The organism is Marinobacter sp. ELB17 (genome assembly GCF_000169375.1).
Classification (GTDB): domain Bacteria; phylum Pseudomonadota; class Gammaproteobacteria; order Pseudomonadales; family Oleiphilaceae; genus Marinobacter.
This window is the reverse complement of sequence record NZ_AAXY01000018.1, coordinates 1-25,140: the sequence shown is the minus strand read 5'-3', so window position 1 is coordinate 25,140 and position 25,140 is coordinate 1. Positions and strand designations below refer to the sequence as shown.

The 25,140-nt window shown below is 48.2% G+C and carries 16 protein-coding genes and 2 pseudogenes; 6 read left to right on the top strand and 12 right to left on the bottom strand.

Annotated elements, in window-relative coordinates; translation table 11 throughout:
• Window positions 1-21 precede the first annotated feature (21 nt).
• The 3 genes from MELB17_RS16470 to MELB17_RS16460 all read right to left on the bottom strand — a co-directional run bounded on the left by MELB17_RS16470 (window position 22) and on the right by MELB17_RS16460 (window position 6,310).
• Window positions 22-3,084 (bottom strand): hypothetical protein, encoded by a 3,063-nt coding sequence (locus MELB17_RS16470; protein ID WP_007351439.1) that lies wholly within the window; start codon window positions 3,082-3,084, stop codon window positions 22-24.
• A complete protein-coding gene (gene rdgC, locus MELB17_RS16465) occupies window positions 3,081-4,046 on the bottom strand; it encodes a recombination-associated protein RdgC (RefSeq protein ID WP_007351438.1) in 966 nt (321 codons plus the stop codon). Before rdgC ends, MELB17_RS16470 begins: the two co-directional genes overlap by 4 nt.
• 167 nt (window positions 4,047-4,213) lie before the next feature.
• A complete protein-coding gene (locus MELB17_RS16460; RefSeq protein WP_007351437.1) occupies window positions 4,214-6,310 on the bottom strand; it encodes an ATP-dependent helicase in 2,097 nt (698 codons plus the stop codon).
• Between the two features lie 121 nt (window positions 6,311-6,431).
• On the opposite strand from MELB17_RS16460, the gene MELB17_RS16455 reads away from it, so the two are divergent.
• The gene (locus tag MELB17_RS16455; protein ID WP_007351436.1) at window positions 6,432-8,264 is read left to right on the top strand and encodes a DNA primase; all 1,833 of its coding nucleotides are present in this window, start codon (window positions 6,432-6,434) and stop codon (window positions 8,262-8,264) included.
• On the opposite strand, the gene MELB17_RS16450 is transcribed toward MELB17_RS16455, so the two are convergent.
• Together MELB17_RS16450 and MELB17_RS16445 are read right to left on the bottom strand one after the other, a co-directional pair.
• The gene (locus MELB17_RS16450) at window positions 8,241-11,771 is read right to left on the bottom strand and encodes a DEAD/DEAH box helicase (protein WP_007351435.1); all 3,531 of its coding nucleotides are present in this window, start codon (window positions 11,769-11,771) and stop codon (window positions 8,241-8,243) included. The two genes, MELB17_RS16455 and MELB17_RS16450, sit on opposite strands and share 24 nt — an antisense overlap.
• A gap of 332 nt (window positions 11,772-12,103) precedes the next feature.
• A complete protein-coding gene (locus tag MELB17_RS16445) occupies window positions 12,104-12,304 on the bottom strand; it encodes a hypothetical protein (RefSeq protein ID WP_036185208.1) in 201 nt (66 codons plus the stop codon).
• Between the two features lie 286 nt (window positions 12,305-12,590).
• Here MELB17_RS16445 and MELB17_RS16440 point away from each other — a divergent pair, with 286 nt between their 5' ends.
• Window positions 12,591-13,376, top strand: coding sequence for a hypothetical protein (locus tag MELB17_RS16440; RefSeq protein WP_036185205.1), 786 nt, complete (start codon window positions 12,591-12,593; stop codon window positions 13,374-13,376).
• 45 nt (window positions 13,377-13,421) lie between these two features.
• Here the strand turns inward: MELB17_RS16440 and MELB17_RS16435 are convergent, their stop codons facing one another.
• Complete coding sequence (locus tag MELB17_RS16435) at window positions 13,422-16,424, bottom strand: Tn3 family transposase (protein WP_007349077.1); 3,003 nt, start codon at window positions 16,422-16,424, stop codon at window positions 13,422-13,424.
• 123 nt (window positions 16,425-16,547) lie between these two features.
• Here MELB17_RS16435 and MELB17_RS16430 point away from each other — a divergent pair, with 123 nt between their 5' ends.
• From MELB17_RS16430 to MELB17_RS16420, 3 genes are all read left to right on the top strand, one after another.
• Complete coding sequence (locus tag MELB17_RS16430) at window positions 16,548-18,188, top strand: hypothetical protein (RefSeq protein ID WP_036185203.1); 1,641 nt, start codon at window positions 16,548-16,550, stop codon at window positions 18,186-18,188.
• Between the two features lie 101 nt (window positions 18,189-18,289).
• Window positions 18,290-18,658, top strand: a complete 369-nt coding sequence (locus MELB17_RS16425) for a histone-like nucleoid-structuring protein, MvaT/MvaU family (protein WP_007351432.1) — start codon at window positions 18,290-18,292, stop codon at window positions 18,656-18,658.
• A gap of 26 nt (window positions 18,659-18,684) precedes the next feature.
• Window positions 18,685-18,999 (top strand): hypothetical protein, encoded by a 315-nt coding sequence (locus MELB17_RS16420; RefSeq protein WP_007351431.1) that lies wholly within the window; start codon window positions 18,685-18,687, stop codon window positions 18,997-18,999.
• Between the two features lie 100 nt (window positions 19,000-19,099).
• Here the strand turns inward: MELB17_RS16420 and MELB17_RS16415 are convergent, their stop codons facing one another.
• From MELB17_RS16415 to MELB17_RS16400, 6 genes and pseudogenes are all read right to left on the bottom strand, one after another.
• A complete protein-coding gene (locus tag MELB17_RS16415; protein WP_007351430.1) occupies window positions 19,100-19,819 on the bottom strand; it encodes a TraX family protein in 720 nt (239 codons plus the stop codon).
• On the bottom strand, window positions 19,791-19,979 hold the full coding sequence (locus tag MELB17_RS24690) for a hypothetical protein (protein WP_157133328.1): 189 nt from the start codon (window positions 19,977-19,979) through the stop codon (window positions 19,791-19,793). The genes MELB17_RS16415 and MELB17_RS24690 overlap by 29 nt, the downstream gene beginning before the upstream one ends.
• Before the next feature lie 60 nt (window positions 19,980-20,039).
• Complete coding sequence (locus MELB17_RS16410; protein ID WP_007349077.1) at window positions 20,040-23,042, bottom strand: Tn3 family transposase; 3,003 nt, start codon at window positions 23,040-23,042, stop codon at window positions 20,040-20,042.
• A gap of 108 nt (window positions 23,043-23,150) precedes the next feature.
• Window positions 23,151-23,555 (bottom strand): hypothetical protein, encoded by a 405-nt coding sequence (locus tag MELB17_RS16405; protein ID WP_007351429.1) that lies wholly within the window; start codon window positions 23,553-23,555, stop codon window positions 23,151-23,153.
• A 46-nt stretch (window positions 23,556-23,601) separates the two neighbouring features.
• On the bottom strand, window positions 23,602-23,742 hold the full coding sequence (locus MELB17_RS24685) for a hypothetical protein (protein WP_157133327.1): 141 nt from the start codon (window positions 23,740-23,742) through the stop codon (window positions 23,602-23,604).
• A 353-nt stretch (window positions 23,743-24,095) separates the two neighbouring features.
• Window positions 24,096-24,464 (bottom strand): annotated as a pseudogene (locus MELB17_RS16400) (RNA-guided endonuclease InsQ/TnpB family protein); the annotation flags it as partial.
• A 125-nt stretch (window positions 24,465-24,589) separates the two neighbouring features.
• On the opposite strand from MELB17_RS16400, the pseudogene MELB17_RS16395 reads away from it, so the two are divergent.
• Window positions 24,590-25,140, top strand: a pseudogene (locus tag MELB17_RS16395) (IS21 family transposase); the annotation flags it as partial.

The following is a 25,140-nucleotide window of genomic DNA, read 5'->3' as shown; positions in this document are numbered from 1 at the left end:
CATTCCTTACCGATCAGTGAATTAGCATTCGTCCGCCATCTGTTCCAGCAGGTTCGCCGTTATCTGACCATCCTGGCTCGGGTCGTCGTTCATGGTGGCCAGTTTGTTTTCCAGTTCTTTCTTAATAGAGCCTCCTGGGTACCGCTTGGCCAAGCGCGTCAAAGCTTCTTCTGTTGGGAACCGCTCGTACATTATGCCCCTGAATGCCCGGTCAATGCCTTCGGTTGCGATCAGCCACAAATAAACCGAACCATCGGACATATAGCAATGGTGGGCTTGCGATCCATCCTTTGTCCGGAAAATCATAAACGCCTCGGCGCCCTTGCTCGTTGGCGGGCGAATGCGGCGAATAGCGCCAACCTGACTTTTGGTGAGCGCAAATCGAGACGCCACCTGGTCGGCTTCCTCGTTGTCCATGTTGCCGGCACCGAGAATAATCACTGACGTTGATAGCCGGATAGACTGATCCGTGTGGTGTTCGAACAGCTGTGAGGCCACCATAATGTCAACGATGTTCTTCCGTCCTTCGGCGATCAGGCCGTCTACCTGCGCTTGGGCGGTAGGGATCTTCGCAAACCGCTGACGCTCATCCATGCTGAATCGCTTGCGTGCGGTCTTTAGAGCCTTGGCTCTGCGGGTGTGGAAATTCAGAAATAGGGCAGGGATGTATTTTAAATAGTCTTCGTGGAAGAAGAAGTCCCGGGTCAAAATGTCATACCCGATGAAGAACGCAATGCTCGCCTGCCACATCGCCCGATCCGTCAACTCCCGCGGAACAAGGTCTTCCATGTCTAAAGAAATAATGCGGGACTCACCCAGTTCAAACTTCGTTTCTCCCTGAAGCATAGGGAACATATCAAACGCTTCCCGGATAGCGCGAGTAAAAAGATCGAGTATCGCAATACCATTAACCATGTCCGGGTAGTCACCGCGGATGCTTTCACCGCTAGCGGTTCCGATCAAGTCTGACAAAATGGGCATCGCTTTGCGGTGTGCGATGAACGCGGAACGAGTTTCGCCAGCGGCATACAGGGCGTTTCGAATTTCATGCCAGCTGGTCCGGTCGTCTATCTCGATTCCGTGTTCTTCAATCTTTTGGTCAATCAGCTGATTGGCTTTTTCGTAGTAAATCCGAGGGCGGGTACCCCCATTTTCAGCGGACGCGAACGCTTTATAGGTTTCGCGAAGAATAGCGTTCACCATGCCAGGGAGCTGCCCTTTCACAGCGTCGTTCGACTGCATCGAATAACAGATCGTCGTGATCAGGTTTCCCAGATAATTCGTGTGGTTAGGTAGCGGAAATTCACAGCCAAACACTGTGTCGAATGGATTGAATTGATAATCTTTGGTGTTCTGAATCCGTATGTATTTGGCCACGTTTTGTTGCTCAGGCCCAACGGACGCCAGCACCATGTCCACAAGTGAACGGGACGATGGGCCAACATCGAGTGAGCGCAAGAATGGCAACTCAGTTTCCTGCGATGGGGTCAGGATGTAATACAGGTTGAGTGTGTTCAGTGCGGTTGACTTACCAAACCCCATTGGGCCAACGAGTAGTGTGACCCAGGCACTCTGATGACCACTGGTTTGCTGGTAGTGAAGAAACCGGCCGCTATCTGTACGCAGCAACACGTTTCCGTCCTTTTGGCCCCAGCTGGTGGTTGGTCGAAACAGGGGGCTAAGGCCAATAGCGTCTGGCATGGGTGGTGCCATTATGGCGCCCATGGGCTTATCCCAAACCCCGGCCTGCGTTGCTAGCACCGCTTCGATGGGTGCCGCAAACGCATCCGTCGTCTGGCATCCACCCCAGCTTTGAAGTGCGCGATTCAATTTGGTTGCTCGATCGCCAATTTCGGTTAGATCGTACGTTGTCCCGTTTTTTTGGTTGTACGTCGATTTTACCGGGGCCCAGGTGCAGGCCGTCACAAACATAGCTGGAACTACGCCGTTCATCTTCTTTTCATAGTTCTGCAGTGCTTGATACGACTCCTTCACCTGGCTGTTGGCCGATGATAGCCAAGGGAATGTCAGTGCAAGCATGGTGTTTAGGTAATCAACACCTGTGCCGGTGCCTTTGAATGAAAAGCAGATGCGGAACGGCAATCGCAAATCCGATGCTTGCTGCAGCAGGTGATCAAAGGTCTGTGGGTCGGTGGGCCCGCGCGATAGTGCTGTGGAATAGTGAATACGGTTACCGAGCACCGCATACTTTAAGCCAACCGTTGTCGGCGTCTCGCTAAAGATTTGGGAGCCGATGGAGGGTGCCATCATAAAGTCGGCATTCTTTCGATCTCGCCGACTGAATTTTACGGGGATTTGTACTTCCTTCATAAAATCAGAGGCTATGCGTGGCTTCCAATTAGGCGAGGTTCCGGGATGCGCAATTCTGCGAACTTCCTTCAGATACTCACGAACACCCACAACCTCCAGCATGAGGCCGACATCTTTGAGTGACGTAAGCTTTCTCATTAAGCTGACGAGCGACTGAACCATCGTCCGATGCTCAACTCGGAGTTGCGGGTAGGCAACATCCAGTAGCATGGCTTCGGCCATGTCCGGCCACGTACGCATGGCTTTTGTGCGCTCTTTTACCTGACCGTCCATTTCGGTGGCATGAATTGCCGTTCGGTTTGTGTACAAGGCAATGTAGGTGTTCTCAACTTGGCAGAACTCCGCCATTTTACGGCTTTTTTCTTCCACGATCAGCTTCATAAAGCCACCCATGCCGTATCGCGCGCCCGTTTGTGCTGTCGCCCGTAACGATTCCTGGCAGTACGCGTAGGCCGCATCTGGGTCAAACTCAAAGCTAATGGCGAAGCTGTGGTTACCGGACTTTATCAAGTCGCGACCGGTAATTTCGGACATTTCGTTAATGACCGCTTTGAGCTCATCATCGTAGAGATTGGATGTGAGCCCTTTCACTTTTAGTAAGGTCAGCAGTGCGCCGTCACGGGTAACAAACGTCATGTTGTCATCGGTGGTGGCTATATCCAGGAACTCGCGGGGGTTTGTTCTCCAGATTGCGCTGTGTCCATAACTTAGAAGGGCGTCGAGATTATCGACGACCCGATCAACAAACCTCATACAACGCTCCCGTCTTCATGCTCATTCGTATTTTCAAAAGCAGTATCGTCCTGTGCTTCAGGTTCTGGCTTATCGGGGGGTTTGTTGCCTCCAATGTCTGCACGAAGCATCGCCAAAAGCTCACTTATTTCTGTGCACCACAGCGCCATCATGTGGTCGGCATCTGCGTCTGCATCATCCGTTTCCACGGACAGTCTTATAGACTTCAGAAGCGATTGGTCATTGATGACAGCGCTGATGTTGGCGCTCTTTAGTCCCATCTGCTTAACCATTCGGGTCCCCAGGATACTCTGTAAATCCGGTGCCTGAAGGACCTCATGCGTTAAGGTGATGGTGGCCTTAGGGTCATCTGGATCAATGGCTTTGGCGCTATCGCCAACATGAAAGCCTTCTGGCAAATCGCGTTCACCCGCTATCCAGCCGGCAAAAATAGAGGGTAAGTTAGCCACTTCCAGGACAGGGACAGCCGGTAGACTGCCGAGGCCACGGCGCAGAACGCGCAAAATTTCTGTCTGGACTGTTTCTGACGTAGCCTCTAGCCAAACCTGATTGGTTTTTGAGTCAAAAATAACTTGATGGATCGTTTCTTTTTGAAATGCCTGCTGGCGCAAGGTGTCGCGCACCTGCTCTTTGATTTCGCGCTTTTTCTTACTTCCGGGCTCTTCGCCGTGCTGTTTCGTGAACTCTTTGATTTTTTCGGCAACATGGCGCCGGACAACAGGGCCGGGGATAATGGGTTTGAAGTTGGCGATCTGAAGATGAATCCAGCGACCGTTATATAAGGGCGTGGCAAATTCTTCGTCCGTGCCTTCCTTACCGTCAAAGGACTTGAATCCCCAAAACTTTTCTTCTTGGAATTTGCATTCTCGCACCGGGTATTCACGACCAACGCGCGTAATTTGGCTGGCACTGGGTACCTCGGCCACGCTCATTGCGAAAAGAGTTTTAAGTGCCATGGCCATCGGCCCACCTGCAGTGATTAAAAGTGGGTTCTATTATGCCATGCGAAAATAGGGTTCAAGCTTCTGAGGGTGATTTTGACAAAAAATGAGGGGAGGGAGCGCTATATGAGCGTTTCAGTCTTTGTGCATGCAGCACCCGGGCGGGGCCCAGGTGCCTGAAGAGGTGACTAGCGGCTTAGACTTTGGAGTACATCGTAATCACGGGTGTCGCCCGCCAACTTCATTGCCATCTCCTGGGTAATCTCAAGTCCCATTTCCTCAACATACGGCGAAATATCCAGAATCACAGGCTCACTGCCAGGGAAATGATATTGGTTGGCGTGATTCAGCGTGAGTGTTTGCATGCTTCGTGTAGATGCTACGTAGGCAAGGCACCGCTCTTCTTCTGGTCGACCACCATCATCGTCTTCCAGATCCGCAGGTGTTGGGGCCGTGGCTGCACGGCCTGACAACAGGCCTTGGTCAAGCGGCATTAAACCGTCAGAGAAGCCGGCAATCATAACGTGCGGCCATTCCAGTCCTTTGCTGCGATGAATTGTGGACATCGTAACGCGATCGGTACCTTCTTGGGAGGCGAGGTAGTCCGATAGTGGTGCCTCAATCATATATTGAAAGAAGTCTTCCGGTTCCGCGTGGCTTAGCTCATCCAGTAGTTGATCCAGATTATCTGAGCGCTTAACCCGCAGAACATCATCTTTTTCGCGGTCAAGAATGGCCATTGGGCCGTCTTTCATCCATTGAATCAGGCGCTGCGCTATTTGGTATTGGCTTTGGTCTGTAGAGCCCACGATGCTTGATTTGAAAACCCCAGTCACGAATTCATGGAGACGAATACCACCTTTTCCGTACTGTTGTGGGGCCTCATGCAGCAGAAACAGCACCATGTTCATGTCGTCGGCCTTGAGCCTATCTATGGTGTCTTCCATGCCTTTTTTGCCCAAGCCATCTATGTACGGCTGCAAGGACTTAAGCGCTTGCCAGTCGTCATGCTTCCAAACGATACGGGCGCACGCGGCTACGGCTTGGATTTCAGCGCGCTCATAAAAGCTCATGCCACCAACAACGGAGTAGGGGATGCCGGCTTGCTTAAACGCGGGCTCCAGTATCGTTGTCATACGGTTGGTTCGATAGAGCATGGCGATATCGTTAAGCGGTACGCCTTGGCTGTTCAGATCTTTGACTTGCCTGACCATTTGGCGAGCCATATCGCGATCTGTTTCGTTGATCTGGACGCGCGGAACTTCCCCCTCATGGGTCGCCGAGAACGGCGATTTGGCGAGCCTTTTTTGGTTGTGCTTGATCAGATTGGATGCTGAATCAACAATGTGCGCATGACTTCTAAAATTCTGTTCAAGTCGCGCCACGGGGGCTTCAAAATCTTTAATGAACCGCCGCAGGTTTGCAATCTTGGCGCCCCGCCAGCGGTAAATTGACTGGTCATCATCACCTACCATCACCACGTTCTTATGGTGCTGTCCGATCTGGCGAACCATCAGGTACTGCGCAAGATTCGTATCCTGCGACTCGTCTACCATAATGTGCGTGTGCTGGTATGACAGGCCCTCAGATATTTTCGGAAACTTCACCAGCGCGCGCGCCGGCAGCAACAGTAGATCATCAAAGTCGAGATAGCCGCCAGCTCGCTTATCTTTTTCATATTGAACAAGGGCTTTGGCGACAATCCTCTCTTCAAGTGTGACCTTTTCTGCGTTCGGACTGACGCCTTTCTTCTGGGCCCGCATCTTGTCCAGCTCTATAAGCGCGTCAGACACGTTTCCAGGGCATTTGCACCCCTGTTTCATGAGGCTCCACAAACTAAATCCTTCTTTAAGATCCTTTCGTATTGCCTTGAATTCTATATTACTTTTCTCAGCAACATCTTTGGCGATCTCATTAAGCATTCGCCCTTGGTCGTTTGAGGTCATGATGGCCCAGTTTTGATCTTCCGTGATGCCAAACAGGTTTTTGTAATCCTGCATGAAGCGGTAACCCATGCCGTGAAACGTATCGACGCGAACATCGTCGCCGTTCATGCCGAACTGTTCGGAGAGTCGCTTCTTGATTTCCGTCGCCGCTTTACGACTAAACGTAGTGATCAGGATGTTCCGAGGGCTAATATGCTGATCAATTAAACGGCCGGTACGCGCCACCAGGGTAGCGGTTTTTCCCGACCCGGCACCCGCCAGCACAATCATCGGACCATCCTTGTGGCTGGCTATCGCATTCTGCTGTTCGGTCAGTGGAATCCCGGTCGTTTCGCTCATTCTTGGCCTATTCGCTTTGTTTGGTTCTATAGCGGTCTATAGCCCTATCATAACCTGTGACTGTGTTATGTTATACGATGTTGATTCATCATTTTGACAACCAAAGTGGACATCTTTAAACATGACACCCTATGCCGACGTTCCCCGTTGCATAAAAATCCGGCTCTCACTCTCTACTCATGTTTTGGCGGCCGGCATTGAGCTCAAGAAGCGCGGGGCCGAATGGGTAGGTCTTTGCCCGTTCCACGACGAAAACACGCCTTCATTTTCCGTTAACGATACCAAAGGGCTGTATTTTTGCCGTGGGTGTCGTGCGACCGGAGACATCATTGAGTTCCATGCCGCAATGAATCTGGTCAGTACAGGACAGGCTATTAAAGAGCTGGCTGATTTGGCTGATATTAAAGTTGAGCCTCGGCAATACACACCGCGAAACGGCCCGGCAGTTCGACGCCCACAGCGGCAGGCATGGGATCGATCGGTACTTTTGGATATCAATGTCGCGGCGCAGTATGTTTTTAGAGGCAAGGCGGAACACCCCGACTTCATATCTGTCATTGAGGAACGTCATATTCCGCCAGCACTCGCTGCAGCATTCGGACTTGGCTATTTTCCAACCAATCTCGCCTTTCTCGACTCGATGGTTGCAAGGCCAGAGTTATCGGATCTCTCAAGAGATCAGGTTTCACTGGGTTGTGCAGAGCTTGGTTTAACTTATACCGGCGGCGGGAGCCCTTTTACTGGGCGCCTCATATTTCCGATCACCGACCCGTCTGGAGCCATTGTCGGGTTTTCCGGTCGAACGCTGGATGAGGCTAGCAAGGCTAAATACATCAACTCGCCTGAATCAGAGTTGTTCGATAAATCGCGCTTATTGTATGCGCTTACGCCACCACGAGCGCTTATTACGGCCTCCCCTGAAGCGCGCGAATTCTGGCGGACACTAATCGCTCAGGACGAAATCTACGTGGTTGAGGGCTACACCGATGTCATTGCTTTGGCCGCCTTTGGCATTCGGGCGTGCGCGGGTATGGGTACAGGGTTCTCATCGCATCAGGTTCAGCTTTTATTAAAACACGCGCGGCGCATTCGGTGTCTCTATGACGGCGACCGGCCAGGCCAGCAAGCCGCACAGCGGACCATGCTGACTGTCTTCGCAGAAATGACTGACGATCACCGGCTTACGGCGCACCTCCTGCCCGACACGCACGACCCAGATTCTTTTTTAGCGGCAAATCCAGACGATCCCAAGGCTGCATTGTCCGGCCTACACGTCCGCCAGCCCGAAAGTCTTTGGTGGGATCACTATGTTGGTAAGCTATCCACCCCCTCATCTTTGGCTGACCAGGTGGTTATTGAGCGCGCTTACGCCAATCGTGATACTTACCCTAAGACACCGCTCTGGCAATTGATGATAGCCAGGCGCATACAGCAAATTTCAGGATACTTAATTCGGTACCCCGCACTGCAAACTCAGCTTCCACCCTGGAGCCTTCATCGCTTGGCTCGACAAGCGCTGTCGAATGAAGATGCGATTGTTCGATTGTGGCTACACCGGTTGTACGCTCGGCCAGATAGGATAGCCGCATTGTGCGCGCCGTATCGCCGACGCTGGTGGGCAAATGATTTGCTTACTGGTCGCGCCGGGGCTGATGGACCGCCAGCGGCATTAACCTACATTTTTGCTGCTAACGTGTGCTTAGGTGATGACGATTCAATTGATCAAGCAGGCTTAGTGGATCGGTTGCTAAAGAATGGGTTCCCCGCCCGCTGGTTAATGGGTTGGGCCTCTACTTTTACAGCGGTTACGGCTGAACGTGCAGAGGAACACGAAGCTGACTCAGGCGTGGGTGACCGTACTTGGCAATTTGAGTGGTCAACCTGGCTTGACTCAATGGATGAATCTCTTTGCAATCGATTTAAGGCCGCGTTAACTCGCCTCGATAACCACTGACTCTTCGGGCTGCGGCGACAAGTTGTACGCCGCAGTCATCCGGCTTGCCTCGTGCCCTTGGTCATTCTGCACCAACAGTATCTGAGTTGGCATTAGATGGGAAAACCATGATTCTGATGTGATCAACGTCATTCCATTGCTTAAGCAGGCGCGATTGCTTAATACCGTCGACATGTACCGAATGCTGACTCCGTTGGACTGCATCGCGTCAAATCCGCGACCTATACGCTCCGCATCGGGGTGACTCATGACTGTTTTCTGGCCAACCAGTAACGTGACATTGCACCCTCGTCGCGCGGCCCGGTTCATCTCGCTGCCGAGTCTTTGTAATGACTCGCACTCCATTGCGCTTGTACTGACGATGATGGAGCCAATCGTTTCATCGCTCAACGCCATGATCAGAGCATTATCAGTTGGCGAGTGGATAATAGACGCCGTGGCCTCGGCACCCCAGATTGTCGCGACGTGGCTTGTCATATCAGAATGCCAAGGTGACCATGGCAGTGGGCTTGCTTTGGTCTGCAGGTGTTCCGCTAATACTTTTGCGCTGCCCTGAGCCCGGGTGAGCGTATCAAGGTCACCCATCACGATGAATGAATCTTGAGCTCGGGATGCGGCTACATTAAGCATCGTTGGATTTCGGTCAAAAAACATAGACTGCGGATGAGCTTCAGCTGTGTATGTCAGGCTCATCACAATGACCGGGCGCTCCGCTCCCTGCAGTGAGTGTATCGTCCCAACCGTTACTCCGTTGTCTTTACCTAACTGCCGTTGAATACGGGCCCTTAGATGATCAGCTTGCGCCTTGAACGGTGTAACGATCGCCAGGCATTCCGCCAGCGGTTTTTTATACGCAAACTCTATGGCTTCACGTTGGCAGGAAACCCAGTTGGCAATCATCATCGATTCCAAGGGGTTTACGCGGGAACCCATGCTTTCAGTGCACCGGCCGGCAATATCCATAACGCTGAGGCCAGGGAAGGGTGAGAGGGTATCCGCTGATCGCGAGGCCGTTAGCCGTCCTTCATAGCACAGCTCGTTACTGAGCCCTAGAATATCCGGTACCGAGCGCCGATTCATTGTTAACCATAAGCCTGGTTCACGATGAACTTCACCGCGAGCATCGTTAAAGCACGTTGAATTTTGGGCGAGCCATATTGCGCTGCCCGCCGAGGTGGCCCCACCGGTGGCGCCAAACTGCGATCCTTTGTGTCCGTTGGCTTGTTGTTTCGTTAGTAGGCCAGACGCAATTCGGTTACCGATATCTTCCCGCTCAGAAACGCTCCAAACTGGTTCCAGCTGAGCCCGATCGCCAAACAACACAGCTTTTTGCGTCAAGGCCAGGGACGCAGCGGCCACATCAGGGGCGCTTTGGCCAGCTTCATCAATGATGAGGGTGTCCAATACATTGAATAACGGCAGCTCAGCCTGTCGAGCCACATCCCAATGTGACAAGACCTTGGGCAGCCTGTGGAGCGTGGCTACGATTACCGGGACAATTTTGGCTTGCCGAGTGAGGCGCCGAATCACTTTGTCCTGCGTGCGCTTGTCAGGATCTTTTGCCCGTAAGGTATCCCGCAGTTCTATCAGCCATTCCCCCTCCCTGATATGAATGGCCAGCCAGAACCAGTCGCTCCGCCAATCTTCGGCCAACGCTGCTTCTGCAAGCGTTGACCAGTGCTTCAGAGTTTCCCCTCGGGCAATACCCTTTAACATCTGCACCGCGCTACTTAATCGCTGTTTCTTGAGGGCTTTATAATGATTTTCAGCGGCCGGCCGTGTTACGAAACCAATGTCGAGCTTTAGCTCACCCAGAGCTTTCCGCACTGCCGGCGCTGCCAGACGCTGACCCCAGACAGAACGTGCGAGGACTTTGCTGCGTTTCAAGAGTGGGTGAGCGTTCAGCGTGCTGGCAATGACCTTGGTGTGCTCCGCCATCTGGTCATCAAGCTCGATAAGCTGATCCAGGCTAACCGCAATGCTGGACAGGTCTTTGAATAGTGCTGCCCATGAGCTCAAAAACTCATGGCTCAACGAATGCTGGCTCATCCAGTACGTTTTCTGCGCAGTGAACCGTTCAATTAGCCCCTTCAAATCGTTCGGTGTTCGGCAGTTCTCCATTTCACTTCTCAGACGGAAGACCCACGCTTGCGTTCGGGCCTGCTTTCGTAAGTTCTCCTTTAACGCTGCACAACTCTCTTCAACACTGGTCAGGGGCTGTTTGGGCTTTAAAAATGAGTTGGCCTTACGGGTGAAGCGAACCGTCGCCTGTGGAATGTCCAGGTTGCCTTCCAGTTCGTCAAGGCGCCTCAGTGTGAACAGATCATGCTCGTCCGCCAGCGACTCCCCATACTGCGACACCGCGTACACCGCAAACCCGCTGACCTCTTGTATCCATCGTTGGTGCAACTCAGAATCGCCGCCCGAAAACTTCGTCAGGCTTTGCATGGCATTCCGGATTGCCTGGTTGTTGGTGCTACTGATGGCCATTAGCGGCGGTGGCTTATTGGTTAGAACGCTTCGGACTACGGCACTGGCGACAATCTCTTTAAGAATGGCAGTCTTGCCCGTTCCAGGTGGCCCGTTGATCGCAAGCACGTCTCCCTCTTTCATACTGAGGCTTGCGTGTACAGCGCGAGTCTGGTCATCGCTCAACGTAACTGATGGTTGAAGTGTGCCCCACTTAATACCGGTGGTCCGTAATGTGGATACTGATATGCAAGGGTAGGACTTAGAGCCGATCATGGACGAGGTGAATCGTTCAAGGCAGGGCAGGTCGGGCTTCAGCGTTTCGATGCTGTCATACACGGACAAGAGAGCCTTGATGCTGGCGTCTCGGTCGCCGTTCAACAGAAGTATCGGGTTTTCCAGTTTTTTGTAACGCAGCCCCTCGGCAGGTGACTCAAGGCTGCCCCTGCACACGGACTTTAAAAGGCGCTCACAATACCTGAGCGTTTCTGAAAGTGTAATCCGATCCTGATCTTCGCTCTGAGCTGGGTGCTCATGCTCAGGGTATGGGTTCTCTTCATAAAACGTGTCGAGGTCATCAATGGTACCCAGGATGACGCCACCCTGGCCGGCAGGTTCCAGGCACTCTCTAGCCATGCGGGGACGGCCGTGACTGATCATCTGGCCTGATCTGTGAAGATAAACCTTAAAGGACACGGCATTGATAAAGTCTGGCGCCCACTGGTGAGTGCGGGCTCCGTGTCTGAACTGGGCATCCCGACCGTAGACGGCTGGCAATACCTCGGCCTTTATCCAATCTGTTTTCGTCACATCTTGAAACGCTCGTGCAAGCTCCTTTTCAGTCAGGCGGGCAATGCCAACAGGCTGCGATGCTATCCAGGTCACATCCACCGCGCCTTCACACACATGTTGTTCGTCTAATTGAGTCTGCGTGACCTCAAACGCCAAGGCATTGTTCATTTTCTGCCGTGACACAAAGGCATCGGCGCTTTGGCTGTCAATCAGTGAGAAGGCAAAGTAGCGGATCGCTTTAATCATTGTGTGGTGTTAGCTCAGCCAGTGGGTATTTTGATTACAACCACTATACCAGTGGGGGTAATTGGTATCGCATAAACTACCATAAATAAATATCAGCAAAAGTAGGACTTCAGGCTCTTGCATAGTGAGAGCGAGACACTGACTGTCTCTCAACGATTGCCATAATACCCGCTTTAAGCGGGTGGTGTGTTGGGGCTTATTGCTTTGCGCGAGTACGGAGATATGCCCGAAGACGGGCGAGCGGGTCACTGCTTCTTTCTATGTCGGTCGGGCCGAGGCCCTTCCGGCATGGTGGCAGTCAGGCTTTCGCCTTCCCGCCAATAACGGCCTTGTTAAGTTGGATTGTTTGCTGGACCGGCAACTAATGCCGTTGCTTGGGGCGTTTGACTGATGGTTGGTGTGATAACGCGGGAGCTCTGGAAAAACGGGAATTCGTGCAAAGAGTAGCTACTCAGAAAACCGACAGTATTGGCGTAAATCGCGCTGAAGTCAGCGTCTAAATTAACAGTGCCGGGCGTGGGGTGACCTTGCATTCGGGGTTCTCCTGGGGCGGTTGCCGTGGGGGTTCTGGCGTTGCCAGATGACGAATACAATAATAGGCCATTGGCCTACAAAATGCAAATTTTACCGGGGTTTTTAGTTTTTTTTGGCCTATAAATTAGTGACAACTAAAAGATGCTATGCGATCTAAAATCTAATCCTTTTTGCGGTTTTTGGGCGTCGCTAAGGAAAGCTGATAGAGTAATTGTGATATATTCATTGGCGCTCGAAATACTCACTTTAGGCCGCAAACTTCTTAAACTTTTTTATGGAAAACACATGAAGAAACTATCTATTCTGATCGTTTTGGGTTCGTTTTTGGCTGGCTGTTCCGACTACCCCTCATCGGGCGTGGTTGATACGCGAGACATTCGCGAGGTAGCGAATATAGAGGAAATATCCGGCGCTGTGTTCAGCGTTAAGTCCGGCGCCGAAGATGCAGCACGAAGCTACTCTGCGGATATTCAAGCAATCAAGGATCTGGATAACAAGTTTCGTGACTTCATCATTTCAGGCGCTGAAGGCTTAGCCCCTCAATTAGCCCTGACTTATGATGGTGTTTCAGGAACCGCCCTTGAATCTTCTGTTTCAGGCTTCCAGGAAGCAGCTCAGGCCTGGTACGACGAAAGTACGGCTAGGCATAATGCCGAAATCGCGGGAATCCAGGCTGAAATAGACCAGCGTAATGCGACCAAGGCTGAGCTCGCCAACAAAGGGGACGCCTATAACGAGAAGGTTTCCGAATCAAAAGAAGCCTACGAAAAGCTGACCAAAGAGCGCGACGCCAAGATCGTTCTATATCGGGCGGCGATGAAAAAATCCAAAGAAGACATGGCTAAGTTTGCGTCTTCCGTTGGAGCCAGTGCTAACGGTTCCTCTCCACTTGAGCAATACAATTTCATGGATTTTTCCGGGTATACAAGCGTGCCAGACGCCTGTCCTGAGAAGGCGGGGAGAGTCACTATCGACTCACGTGATACGGATAAGCGTTGCATTTACTTAACCATTCCTCAAAAGCTGGTAGGCACCAAAGTGGGGTTCTGGGGACATTCCGTCCTAATGTAACACTTATCGCTACAGCCCTTGCCTCATAGGGTGTCCAGAGGTGTCTTAATTTTCATTTTGCACGATTGATTGCATAATCTCATCCAAGTCGAGCGGATTTTGTTCAAAGCTGAAGCTGTAGGTCCCGTTCAAATTGATATTATGCCAGGCCACTGGTGAAACCTGCTTGATAATTTCGAGCTTCTTATCGTCACCTTCCTCTTCAAAATACTCGAGTAATCGCGTCAGTATCAGCGAGTTAAAATAAATAATGGCGTTGGTTAATAGCCTCGCACATTCATTCCACAAGACGATTTCATCGTCTGATTTCCCTCTGAAACGATTACCATTCACATGAGCAATGGCACGGCGTAGTTGATGATAAGCCTCTCCGCGATTCAATGCTCGCTGCACATAAGTTCTTAAGCTGGCATCATCAATATAGTCCAGTAAGTACATGGCCTTGAGCATACGGTTGTACTCAGTTAAAGCTTTCAGCAAGGGATGGTTTTGACTATAGCCGGAAAGCTTTCTAACAAGTGTTGCCTGCGTTATCGTCTTTTGCTGCAGCGATACAATAATGCGTTGAATAGTATCCCACTCATCGATAATTAGTGCTGTATTGATAGGCTTTTTCAATGAGAGCGTCGCCTTATTATCTTCTCCCTCACTTACATCAAATAAGTCTGATATCACCGTTCCAAACTGAGCATAGCGCGGTGCAAAGGTATAGCCAAACAGGTCCAGCAAGGCAAAGTTCACATGATTAACCCCGTGCGTATCCGTTGATAATATATCCGGCTTAATTTCAGAGGTGTTGTTATGAAGCAAGTCCAAAATAAAGTGTGATTCATGTTCATTAGCACCGATAATTCGGGCATTCAATGCTACATGATTGGCAATCAGGTTCATCGATGTCAGTCCTTTGTTTGTGCCAAAATATTTCGATGAATAGCGGGTTTTAAATGTCTCTAACCGTGATTCGAATTTCTGCCCATCGGCACTCGCATGAATGAGTCCTTCCTGGATATTGTAATGTTTGAAGATTGATAATTTCGCTGTCGCATCGTTAATGGCATCATTGCCGAGGTTTAGCGTTTCAGGTCGCAAATAATTGGCTTGCACTGTGCGTAGGTGTTCATATGACCGATCAGAGATACTGGCCATGCCATGCAAGCCGTAATAAGTTCCATTGCCAATGACTGCTGCCAGCAAATCATTCAAATGATCGCTCTGGCCGGACTGTATCTGACGAACATGCTCAAAGTGCTTTAAAAAGCCTGTCTCCTGATGAACGAAGCGCAATACGTCAGCAACGTTGATGGGTTCCATGCGATCAAAAAAAGGATTGTTTAGAGCAGTTTTAGCACCGGAATACGGAAGCCGCCATTGGGTTTTACCCGAACGATTACGCAATATCACATTTCGATTGTCGCCGTCATCAATACGTTGGCAGACCCGCTGCAGCTTATCGGTCATCTCTTGTTCCATTGACTTGACCAGCTGGGCAGGCTCGGTATTCATACTGCCTAACATGGAATCTTTGAGCAATTTGTCTTTCTCAGCCCAAGGGATATCCCCAACCAGATCATCGTGTAATGCGCGATATTTTATGGCTGTGGGTATAAAAAGTTTGCCATCCAGCTTATTTTGGGCCGCTAAATACAGCATAATCTCGTAACGTTCAGAGAGTACCTTGTTATCCGCATCGATCACATAAAATTGATGTTTGGATGAAATTAATCGCCGGTCTGTAGACGCCAATTCCCCGGTATCTAACAACTCCTTTTGCATTCCATTTAATTGTGCAGCTAATGCCTGTGTATTGCCTGACCCTTCAAACGTCAGACATAAAAAGATGGGGCGTATTATGTGTTGAATCAGCTCATTGTTCTTATCATAAAATTCCCAGATGTAATCATTGTTCGTACGTTTTTGTTTTTTTAGATACAGGCACAGTAATTCAATTTCCCGTGCTCCAAGCAAGTCTTGTACCCGTTTTTTTATTTGTCTAAATGACACTTGGTCATCAATTGTATCGTCAATAAAAAAGTATAATAGTTCAGCGGCTTTGCTAATATTTGCTGCTGCACCTTCCCAGTCTTTATAGGCCATTTCCTTGGCATGCGCTTTGGCTTTTTCACGCAATTTTCGAACGTGGTAGATAAATCCATCGGCCAGACGTTCAATATTGATTTGCGCCCTCTCCTGAAGGTAACAAAGTAAATAAAGCTGCTGCGTGACTCGGTAAAAGCGTTTAAGCTTGGTAATAGAGTAGTAATCAACCATCGTCGCATAATGCAGTTGGTTTTTTTGCGATAGTGACAAAGCAGATACCACCTGATTTACTTCATTCATCCAAGTCTGAATCAGCTTATTCACGTTCAACTCTTTCTCCAACTCTGAAACATTAAAACTTTTCGCAGCCTGCTTAAGTTCTTTGACCGTTAGTGTACTTTCTCCATCGACTAAATCCGCCAGTTTCTCAGCCAAATCAGCAGATATAGTTGCTTTTAATGTGTCAGAAAGTCGCTTACGCTCCTGCTTGATTACCTGACTTATAATCCGTTGAAGTACAGTATATTTTGGAATAGCTATATGATTCCGAGCCAGATATTCGGTACAGGCATCAAATAAAAAGCGTGGTTCTATCCAGGATTTAGCAACCTTTTGTAAATAGCTAATGAGAGGTTCCTGATGTTGCTTTGCATCCCATGTTTTAAAACCCTGCAGGTTGAGAATCTTGTCGTAGATACGTGCCTTTTGCATACGACTAACACTAAAGCGAGGAACTTTAAATTTAGCGAAATATTCTTCAGCAATAAAGGTTAGATCTTCCTGCAATTCCTTGTAAGGCGGGTTGTGTTGGATCGGTTTGATTTTAAAATAACCGAGAAGTGCTATGGCATAGCATTTATGATTGCGATTCCTGATGGATTTAATAACGTCCTGTTCCGGGTCATTCAGTGCAAAACTGACACGTTTTCCTTCAAGCGAGAGACTGGGAATGCCATATAGGTCGTTAATTTCAGCTTCGTGAAGTATGGTCAGGCGTTCTTTATAAGACATGGGCTTCTCGCGAAACCTGGAATACTACTATAAACTGGATATTACAGCGATTTTGAAAATTAAGGTGCCTCTGGATGCCTTATGACAGTTGGGCTGTAGCGATAAGTGTTACATTAGGACGGAATGTCCCCAGAACCCCATAAAGCGGAGCTTGCCGGGAAAGAGCCCAACGAATTTATGTTAACGAATCACGCAGCCAGAGCGTTTAGTAAAGAGCTGGAAACCGATTATCAAGACAGTAAGATGCTGCCAATGGCGGATAGTTTCAGAGAGCAAGAAAGCCGATTCGTTGAGTTGGAAAGCCAGTATATGGCGCTGATGGAAAGCCAAAATATCACGGCTGAAAAATTTGATGTACTAGAAACAAACTTAGATAGCGCGAGAGCGACCCGCAGCGCCGTACTAATGGAAAGCTATGTTTCAGAGCTAACAAGCGAACTGGAAGTGAACGAACGAAACCAGCTCGATGTTGAAAATATTGAGACTGTCAAAAATCAGCTCGACACTGAAAACATTGAAACCGTGACCAACCGGCAGACCGTAGAAAATACCGAAGCCGAGCGCAACACAGCAAATACACCTGAAGAACTTGAATCTTTAATTAATGAAGGTATGGCGGCGGAATCAACAAGAATTGAAAACGAGAAAACGTTGAATGAAGTTGTGGAAATGCTTGACACCGATAATGACGAGAAGACACCTGACACAGACCTTGACCTTAGTAAGCTGTACAAAATGGAAGAACTGGCGAGCAGTACCAATGAAAATGCTTTTGGTGCAGCCGTTAAAGCTGGCGATCAGCGATCACTCTTGGGTGAGCGCGTCGAAGAAAGAATAAACAGCGGCGAAATTGAAGCTCTAACGCTTAGCTCAGAATCTACAACAACCCTTCTAACACGAAGTGCAAAAGAAGAGGGTATGTACCAAGTAACCCATTTTGATAAAGATTTTGTACCGCTTAGCGATAGTGGAGAAATGACCGCTGGCGAAGCTGCAAGAGAAGTTACAAACGATTTAGACATAAGGAAACTAGACAACGAAACAATAGCAGAATTAACCGGGGAGGATTTCACGCCGCCTAATTTCAAATTGGAACAGTATGTGCCAACTACTGAAAACAAAACTGGTACTTTCGATCTAGTGGCTGGCGATATTTCCACGCAGTACACAACGGCTGCTGCTGCCGGTGGTGCGTTCTTTGAAGCCAAAGCCTCAGAGCTACCTTCCATTGTCCACAACCTGCCTAACGGACTCGATAAAGAGCCAGGAAATGCCTCACAGGTAATTGCTGAAACCAACGTTACCGGGCAACTTGAAAGTGGAGAGCCCATTTATACAAAAACGTTGCCTGCTGGCAATGATGAGATCAGCGGGAACTTCAGGACTGGTTACAGTGAAAGCTTCACTAATTCTATTGTGGCCACATTTGACCAAGAGCCCGCACAGCTCAGTGTTGAAAATGCTGAAGCAAAAGATAACGCAAACAAAATATTGGAGCTAAAGCCGCCTCATACCGAAGCAGGCGCAAAGAAAACAGCGCAAGAAATAACCAGCCGCCTTGAAGATTTGAGAGGTAAACCTGAACTAAAGGAGGCTATTATTGCCGTTGTGTATCTAGCCGATAAGAGCCCAGAGCTGGCCGCAGAGCTAACAACCATTGGTCAAGATAACGACTATATGAAAGCCGTTATGGCTGCTGCTAAAACGGAAGTGAGCCAACCAGCGCAACAATTAAAAATTAGTTCACGTGATTTTGAAATGTAATCCATACTCCGTTGCGTTGTGGCAATTCAATTTATCTGCCACAATGCGACTTTACGAAATAAGTAAATCATAAATTAGACCAAAAATTAGGTGGAAACTGTATGGCAACGCTACGCGAATACATGAAAATCAAAGAACAAGTGCAGAAAATGGAAAGTGATCTGGCTGCTATTGAGAACAATGAGAGCTTTCAGAATGATCTAAAGTTTTTTAACGAACTTGAAACCCTTTTAGAAGTTTATGAAAAGACCAAAGAAGAAGCTGCCGAACTGCTAAACCCTCACCAGGCCGAACACTTAGCAAATAACGCTTTCATCAAAAAGCCTCGGAAGCCAAGAGAACCAAAAACATACAAAAACCCTGAAACGGGTGAAACCGTTACCACAGCGGGCGGAAATCACACGGTTCTGAAAAAATGGCGTTCTGAAAATCCAGATTTAGACGTATCTGATTGGATAGTAACAGAATAAAATTTACACACATAGAGATTATTAAAATGACTAAATTTGTTATTGCATTGGCCACAACCTTACTTTTAACCGCTTGCGGCGGCAGTAACAAAGAGCCGTTTTTAGGTACATGGAGCGAAGTAAAAGAGGACGGAGGAAAGTCACAAACGTTATTAATAACTGAAGATTCAAGCGACAAAGTAAATATTTTGCATGATAGAAATATAACTAAAACAAACGGTACATATTTAGTAAACGAAGGTAATCTGGTTGATGTAAGAAGCAATCAAACAAAGTTTAAATTAGATGGCGAGACTTTAGTGTTAGTGGGCGTATATGAAAAACGTTTCACAAAAAAGTAACCAGAATTATAAATAAAAGAACCGCCTATTTAGGCGGTTTTTTTATGGCTTAAAAGTTATTGAATAACTATTTTTGAAAGGCATTTACATTTATCGCACTTCAAGGAAAAATTTTCACCAAAACCCAAATTACCGCCAAATGTGCGGGATAAAACCAGTAAAAAAACCATTTACAGCGAGGTAATTTGACTTTATCCGCTGGCACTAACCAGCCTGTCGCGACCAACGCAAATGCCACAAGCGCCCACCAGTTGCCGTTCATATCATTCAGAAGCACGAACCACGCAGCCACCGCGAACGGTAAAGCCCTGCCCCAGATTGTTATTTTCGCTAGGCGAAAATAAGCCCAAATCGACAGACCCAAACCAAGACCGACCCAAAAATATTCGACAATTACCCCTAAAACGAGAAACAAAATTATGGCTGAAAAACGGTACACAACCGTTTTCCACTTGCTGTCCGTTTTCACGCTCAGCAGCCACACAACCGTCGTAAGCGTCATAAACGTAAACAGGATGTTTAATGGCCACCACCCATATTTAGACGTTGCGCCCACAGCCAGGTAAGCCGGTGTTGCCAAAACCCCAAACGCAAAAAGCCGAAAAACTAATTTCGGCATTTTGTTAACGGGCATTCGCGCTAAGTTGTAAGCAAGGACAAACACAAATAAAGGCATGGCCAAACGACCAAGGCCAGGAGCAATCGCGCCCGCTTCACTCAGCAAAAACCGGTTGCAGTGGTCCAACGTCATTGATGCTATCGCCACCCACTTTAACAACGTCAGCCATGAATCAGGGTATTGCTGGTGTTGTTCCAACACGTTTAACTTCCTTTCTATATTCTGACGGTGAAACACTGTCACTAAAAGCCCAAACCCCGCTACCGGCGGTTTTTGCTTTCAGCTCTAAACCGTTGAGCTTTTCAGCGTAATCTTTATCTGAATTAAAACGCTGAGCTACATTATGGGGTTCTGGGGACATTCCGTCCTAATGTAACACTTATCGCTACAGCCCTTGCCTCATAGGGTGTCCAGAGGTGTCTTAATTTTCATTTTGCACGATTGATTGCATAATCTCATCCAAGTCGAGCGGATTTTGTTCAAAGCTGAAGCTGTAGGTCCCGTTCAAATTGATATTATGCCAGGCCACTGGTGAAACCTGCTTGATAATTTCGAGCTTCTTATCGTCACCTTCCTCTTCAAAATACTCGAGTAATCGCGTCAGTATCAGCGAGTTAAAATAAATAATGGCGTTGGTTAATAGCCTCGCACATTCATTCCACAAGACGATTTCATCGTCTGATTTCCCTCTGAAACGATTACCATTCACATGAGCAATGGCACGGCGTAGTTGATGATAAGCCTCTCCGCGATTCAATGCTCGCTGCACATAAGTTCTTAAGCTGGCATCATCAATATAGTCCAGTAAGTACATGGCCTTGAGCATACGGTTGTACTCAGTTAAAGCTTTCAGCAAGGGATGGTTTTGACTATAGCCGGAAAGCTTTCTAACAAGTGTTGCCTGCGTTATCGTCTTTTGCTGCAGCGATACAATAATGCGTTGAATAGTATCCCACTCATCGATAATTAGTGCTGTATTGATAGGCTTTTTCAATGAGAGCGTCGCCTTATTATCTTCTCCCTCACTTACATCAAATAAGTCTGATATCACCGTTCCAAACTGAGCATAGCGCGGTGCAAAGGTATAGCCAAACAGGTCCAGCAAGGCAAAGTTCACATGATTAACCCCGTGCGTATCCGTTGATAATATATCCGGCTTAATTTCAGAGGTGTTGTTATGAAGCAAGTCCAAAATAAAGTGTGATTCATGTTCATTAGCACCGATAATTCGGGCATTCAATGCTACATGATTGGCAATCAGGTTCATCGATGTCAGTCCTTTGTTTGTGCCAAAATATTTCGATGAATAGCGGGTTTTAAATGTCTCTAACCGTGATTCGAATTTCTGCCCATCGGCACTCGCATGAATGAGTCCTTCCTGGATATTGTAATGTTTGAAGATTGATAATTTCGCTGTCGCATCGTTAATGGCATCATTGCCGAGGTTTAGCGTTTCAGGTCGCAAATAATTGGCTTGCACTGTGCGTAGGTGTTCATATGACCGATCAGAGATACTGGCCATGCCATGCAAGCCGTAATAAGTTCCATTGCCAATGACTGCTGCCAGCAAATCATTCAAATGATCGCTCTGGCCGGACTGTATCTGACGAACATGCTCAAAGTGCTTTAAAAAGCCTGTCTCCTGATGAACGAAGCGCAATACGTCAGCAACGTTGATGGGTTCCATGCGATCAAAAAAAGGATTGTTTAGAGCAGTTTTAGCACCGGAATACGGAAGCCGCCATTGGGTTTTACCCGAACGATTACGCAATATCACATTTCGATTGTCGCCGTCATCAATACGTTGGCAGACCCGCTGCAGCTTATCGGTCATCTCTTGTTCCATTGACTTGACCAGCTGGGCAGGCTCGGTATTCATACTGCCTAACATGGAATCTTTGAGCAATTTGTCTTTCTCAGCCCAAGGGATATCCCCAACCAGATCATCGTGTAATGCGCGATATTTTATGGCTGTGGGTATAAAAAGTTTGCCATCCAGCTTATTTTGGGCCGCTAAATACAGCATAATCTCGTAACGTTCAGAGAGTACCTTGTTATCCGCATCGATCACATAAAATTGATGTTTGGATGAAATTAATCGCCGGTCTGTAGACGCCAATTCCCCGGTATCTAACAACTCCTTTTGCATTCCATTTAATTGTGCAGCTAATGCCTGTGTATTGCCTGACCCTTCAAACGTCAGACATAAAAAGATGGGGCGTATTATGTGTTGAATCAGCTCATTGTTCTTATCATAAAATTCCCAGATGTAATCATTGTTCGTACGTTTTTGTTTTTTTAGATACAGGCACAGTAATTCAATTTCCCGTGCTCCAAGCAAGTCTTGTACCCGTTTTTTTATTTGTCTAAATGACACTTGGTCATCAATTGTATCGTCAATAAAAAAGTATAATAGTTCAGCGGCTTTGCTAATATTTGCTGCTGCACCTTCCCAGTCTTTATAGGCCATTTCCTTGGCATGCGCTTTGGCTTTTTCACGCAATTTTCGAACGTGGTAGATAAATCCATCGGCCAGACGTTCAATATTGATTTGCGCCCTCTCCTGAAGGTAACAAAGTAAATAAAGCTGCTGCGTGACTCGGTAAAAGCGTTTAAGCTTGGTAATAGAGTAGTAATCAACCATCGTCGCATAATGCAGTTGGTTTTTTTGCGATAGTGACAAAGCAGATACCACCTGATTTACTTCATTCATCCAAGTCTGAATCAGCTTATTCACGTTCAACTCTTTCTCCAACTCTGAAACATTAAAACTTTTCGCAGCCTGCTTAAGTTCTTTGACCGTTAGTGTACTTTCTCCATCGACTAAATCCGCCAGTTTCTCAGCCAAATCAGCAGATATAGTTGCTTTTAATGTGTCAGAAAGTCGCTTACGCTCCTGCTTGATTACCTGACTTATAATCCGTTGAAGTACAGTATATTTTGGAATAGCTATATGATTCCGAGCCAGATATTCGGTACAGGCATCAAATAAAAAGCGTGGTTCTATCCAGGATTTAGCAACCTTTTGTAAATAGCTAATGAGAGGTTCCTGATGTTGCTTTGCATCCCATGTTTTAAAACCCTGCAGGTTGAGAATCTTGTCGTAGATACGTGCCTTTTGCATACGACTAACACTAAAGCGAGGAACTTTAAATTTAGCGAAATATTCTTCAGCAATAAAGGTTAGATCTTCCTGCAATTCCTTGTAAGGCGGGTTGTGTTGGATCGGTTTGATTTTAAAATAACCGAGAAGTGCTATGGCATAGCATTTATGATTGCGATTCCTGATGGATTTAATAACGTCCTGTTCCGGGTCATTCAGTGCAAAACTGACACGTTTTCCTTCAAGCGAGAGACTGGGAATGCCATATAGGTCGTTAATTTCAGCTTCGTGAAGTATGGTCAGGCGTTCTTTATAAGACATGGGCTTCTCGCGAAACCTGGAATACTACTATAAACTGGATATTACAGCGATTTTGAAAATTAAGGTGCCTCTGGATGCCTTATGACAGTTGGGCTGTAGCGATAAGTGTTACATTAGGACGGAATGTCCCCAGAACCCCTGAATAGCTGGCAGCACTTCAAGGTCAAATACGGTTTCCGTGTAGCTGCCTCGCTTCAAAATCAGTAATTTTTGCTCTACCTTCATAACGCTGAGCAGTTTCTGACGCTGAGCCTCAACCCACCAGCCTAGGTCAGCCGGTATTTTCAGCGGCAGACCGGCGTATTCAGCAAAAAAATATTTACCAGTGATGGTGATTTGTGGCGCTGGGTAGAACGTAAATCTCTTCTCAACTTGGCGGTTAGTACGTGGATCGATAAAAGCAAGTAAAATCTGAAACTCCCCGATGCGCATAAGTTCCGCCATAGCTTCCACTTTACTAAAACGCTTCAATTCAGTTGGGTAATACAGTGTGATTTCGTCTAATTTGCTCATAGCTAGCTCACTGTTAAAGCTCTTTAATCAGTTGGTCGTCCGGAGTTTAGATCCGAACACCGCGAGGCTTACGGGTTTTAGGATCGCGTAGGGTAACTCGATTCTTTGTAATGGCTCCGATTGACTGCTCGCCGCCGCGGATCTTGAGGTTGATTCCGCCCAGCTTGTTTGTATCTATCGTGCTCATGAGGTTTTACCAGGCTGTGGTGTTTAGCTGACGCTAGCGAAAACCAGGTTTGGCGCCAATACCAATAGGTCATGGGTACAGTATAATTACTCTATTCCATTATGTCTAATATTTAAGTGTATTGGACTTAGCAGGGGTTTTGGCCTGAAGTATCCATTTTGCTCTAGGACTTCAAACCAGTGCCCTGCAGTCTGTGTTGGTTAGAGATTTTCGTATTGCGGTGTCCTCGATTTCCGGCCAGGCTTCACGTGCCGAAACATTCCTCTTACTGACATCCTCCCTTCGCTGAATGCTCAGGAAGAGGATTCCCAAAAGAGAGTGCTACCTGATTACTCGGGCAGCCAGTTCCTGCTTCATTGAACAGCTGACGCCGTCTCTCCACAAGCTAGAACGCGATGCCCTCGTGCTTTTATATTGATCGCACCGGCCAGATAAGCGTTCTCTGAAAACCCACACTCAACGCACTTAAAACGAGCCTGCGTCTTGCGGTTGTCGACACTGACATGCTGACAGGCTGGGCACGTTTGACGGGTGTAATGCGCCGGCACCGCCAGCACTTCTCCGCCCCGGAATTCGTGCCAGCCCTGGTTCAGTATCGACCGGTTCAAGCCGGATTTTGCGGCAACGTTGGTGCCCGGATTGTCCGTGGTGCCTTTGGCTGAGCGAGACATATTGCTGACCTTCAAATCCTCAATCACGATCATTGCGTGGTGTTCGGCGACAATTAGGATGACCGGTTAACGACAATTATCTTGGCCGGTTGGGTGTAACAATCGGTACTTTGTTTTCCACTGTGGAGCACAAGGTGCCTGGTCAACACATAACCAACCGACAAGAGGAGCTGTACATGCAGCACCGACAAAATGGCGCAAGCCAAGAAGTAGCTGCCGCCAAGGCAGGCGTTTCTGTCCGATCTGGGCGACGCATCGAGACATCAGCACAAAAACCCTGCCTTGACACCGAGCGGCAATGGCGTACCCGAGAAGATCCACTGGAAGCGGTTTGGGAAACAGAGTTGCTCCATCTGTTAGAAAATGAGCCTAAGCTGACCGGTACAACTCTGCTTGATTATCTGCAAGAGCATTACCCTGAGCACTACGATCAGACCATTCTGCGCACCCTGCAACGCCGTGTGAAGCTCTGGCGGGCGCTACACGGGCCGGAACGCGAGGTCATTTTTCGCCAGCAGGCGGTTGTGGCGCAACAGGGGTTTTCTGATTTTACCCACCCCGACAACCCGGTTACGATTCAATCCAAGACCTTTCCACACCTGCTCTATCAATTTCGATTGGCCTACAGCGGTTGGCGCTCGGTTACCGTCGTTCAAGGTGGTGAGAGTTATGCGGCTCTGGCGGCGGGCTTGCAGCGAGCCTTACAACAGGTGGGTGGCAGTCCCAT

What these genes read in the sequence shown, in the direction of transcription:
- MELB17_RS24690 (WP_157133328.1), bottom strand. Translation starts at nt 19,979, where the DNA reads ATGTCCCCAGAACCCCATAATGTAGCTCAGCGTTTTAATTCAGATAAA.
- MELB17_RS16420 (WP_007351431.1), top strand. Translation starts at nt 18,685, where the DNA reads ATGACTAAATTTGTTATTGCATTGGCCACAACCTTACTTTTAACCGCT.
- MELB17_RS16445 (WP_036185208.1), bottom strand. Translation starts at nt 12,304, where the DNA reads ATGCAAGGTCACCCCACGCCCGGCACTGTTAATTTAGACGCTGACTTC.
- rdgC (WP_007351438.1), bottom strand. Translation starts at nt 4,046, where the DNA reads ATGGCCATGGCACTTAAAACTCTTTTCGCAATGAGCGTGGCCGAGGTA.
- MELB17_RS16430 (WP_036185203.1), top strand. Translation starts at nt 16,548, where the DNA reads ATGTCCCCAGAACCCCATAAAGCGGAGCTTGCCGGGAAAGAGCCCAAC.
- MELB17_RS24685 (WP_157133327.1), bottom strand. Translation starts at nt 23,742, where the DNA reads ATGAGCACGATAGATACAAACAAGCTGGGCGGAATCAACCTCAAGATC.
- MELB17_RS16450 (WP_007351435.1), bottom strand. Translation starts at nt 11,771, where the DNA reads ATGATTAAAGCGATCCGCTACTTTGCCTTCTCACTGATTGACAGCCAA.
- MELB17_RS16410 (WP_007349077.1), bottom strand. Translation starts at nt 23,042, where the DNA reads ATGTCTTATAAAGAACGCCTGACCATACTTCACGAAGCTGAAATTAAC.
- MELB17_RS16425 (WP_007351432.1), top strand. Translation starts at nt 18,290, where the DNA reads ATGGCAACGCTACGCGAATACATGAAAATCAAAGAACAAGTGCAGAAA.
- MELB17_RS16455 (WP_007351436.1), top strand. Translation starts at nt 6,432, where the DNA reads ATGACACCCTATGCCGACGTTCCCCGTTGCATAAAAATCCGGCTCTCA.
- MELB17_RS16470 (WP_007351439.1), bottom strand. Translation starts at nt 3,084, where the DNA reads ATGAGGTTTGTTGATCGGGTCGTCGATAATCTCGACGCCCTTCTAAGT.
- MELB17_RS16435 (WP_007349077.1), bottom strand. Translation starts at nt 16,424, where the DNA reads ATGTCTTATAAAGAACGCCTGACCATACTTCACGAAGCTGAAATTAAC.
- MELB17_RS16440 (WP_036185205.1), top strand. Translation starts at nt 12,591, where the DNA reads ATGAAGAAACTATCTATTCTGATCGTTTTGGGTTCGTTTTTGGCTGGC.
- MELB17_RS16405 (WP_007351429.1), bottom strand. Translation starts at nt 23,555, where the DNA reads ATGAGCAAATTAGACGAAATCACACTGTATTACCCAACTGAATTGAAG.
- MELB17_RS16460 (WP_007351437.1), bottom strand. Translation starts at nt 6,310, where the DNA reads ATGAGCGAAACGACCGGGATTCCACTGACCGAACAGCAGAATGCGATA.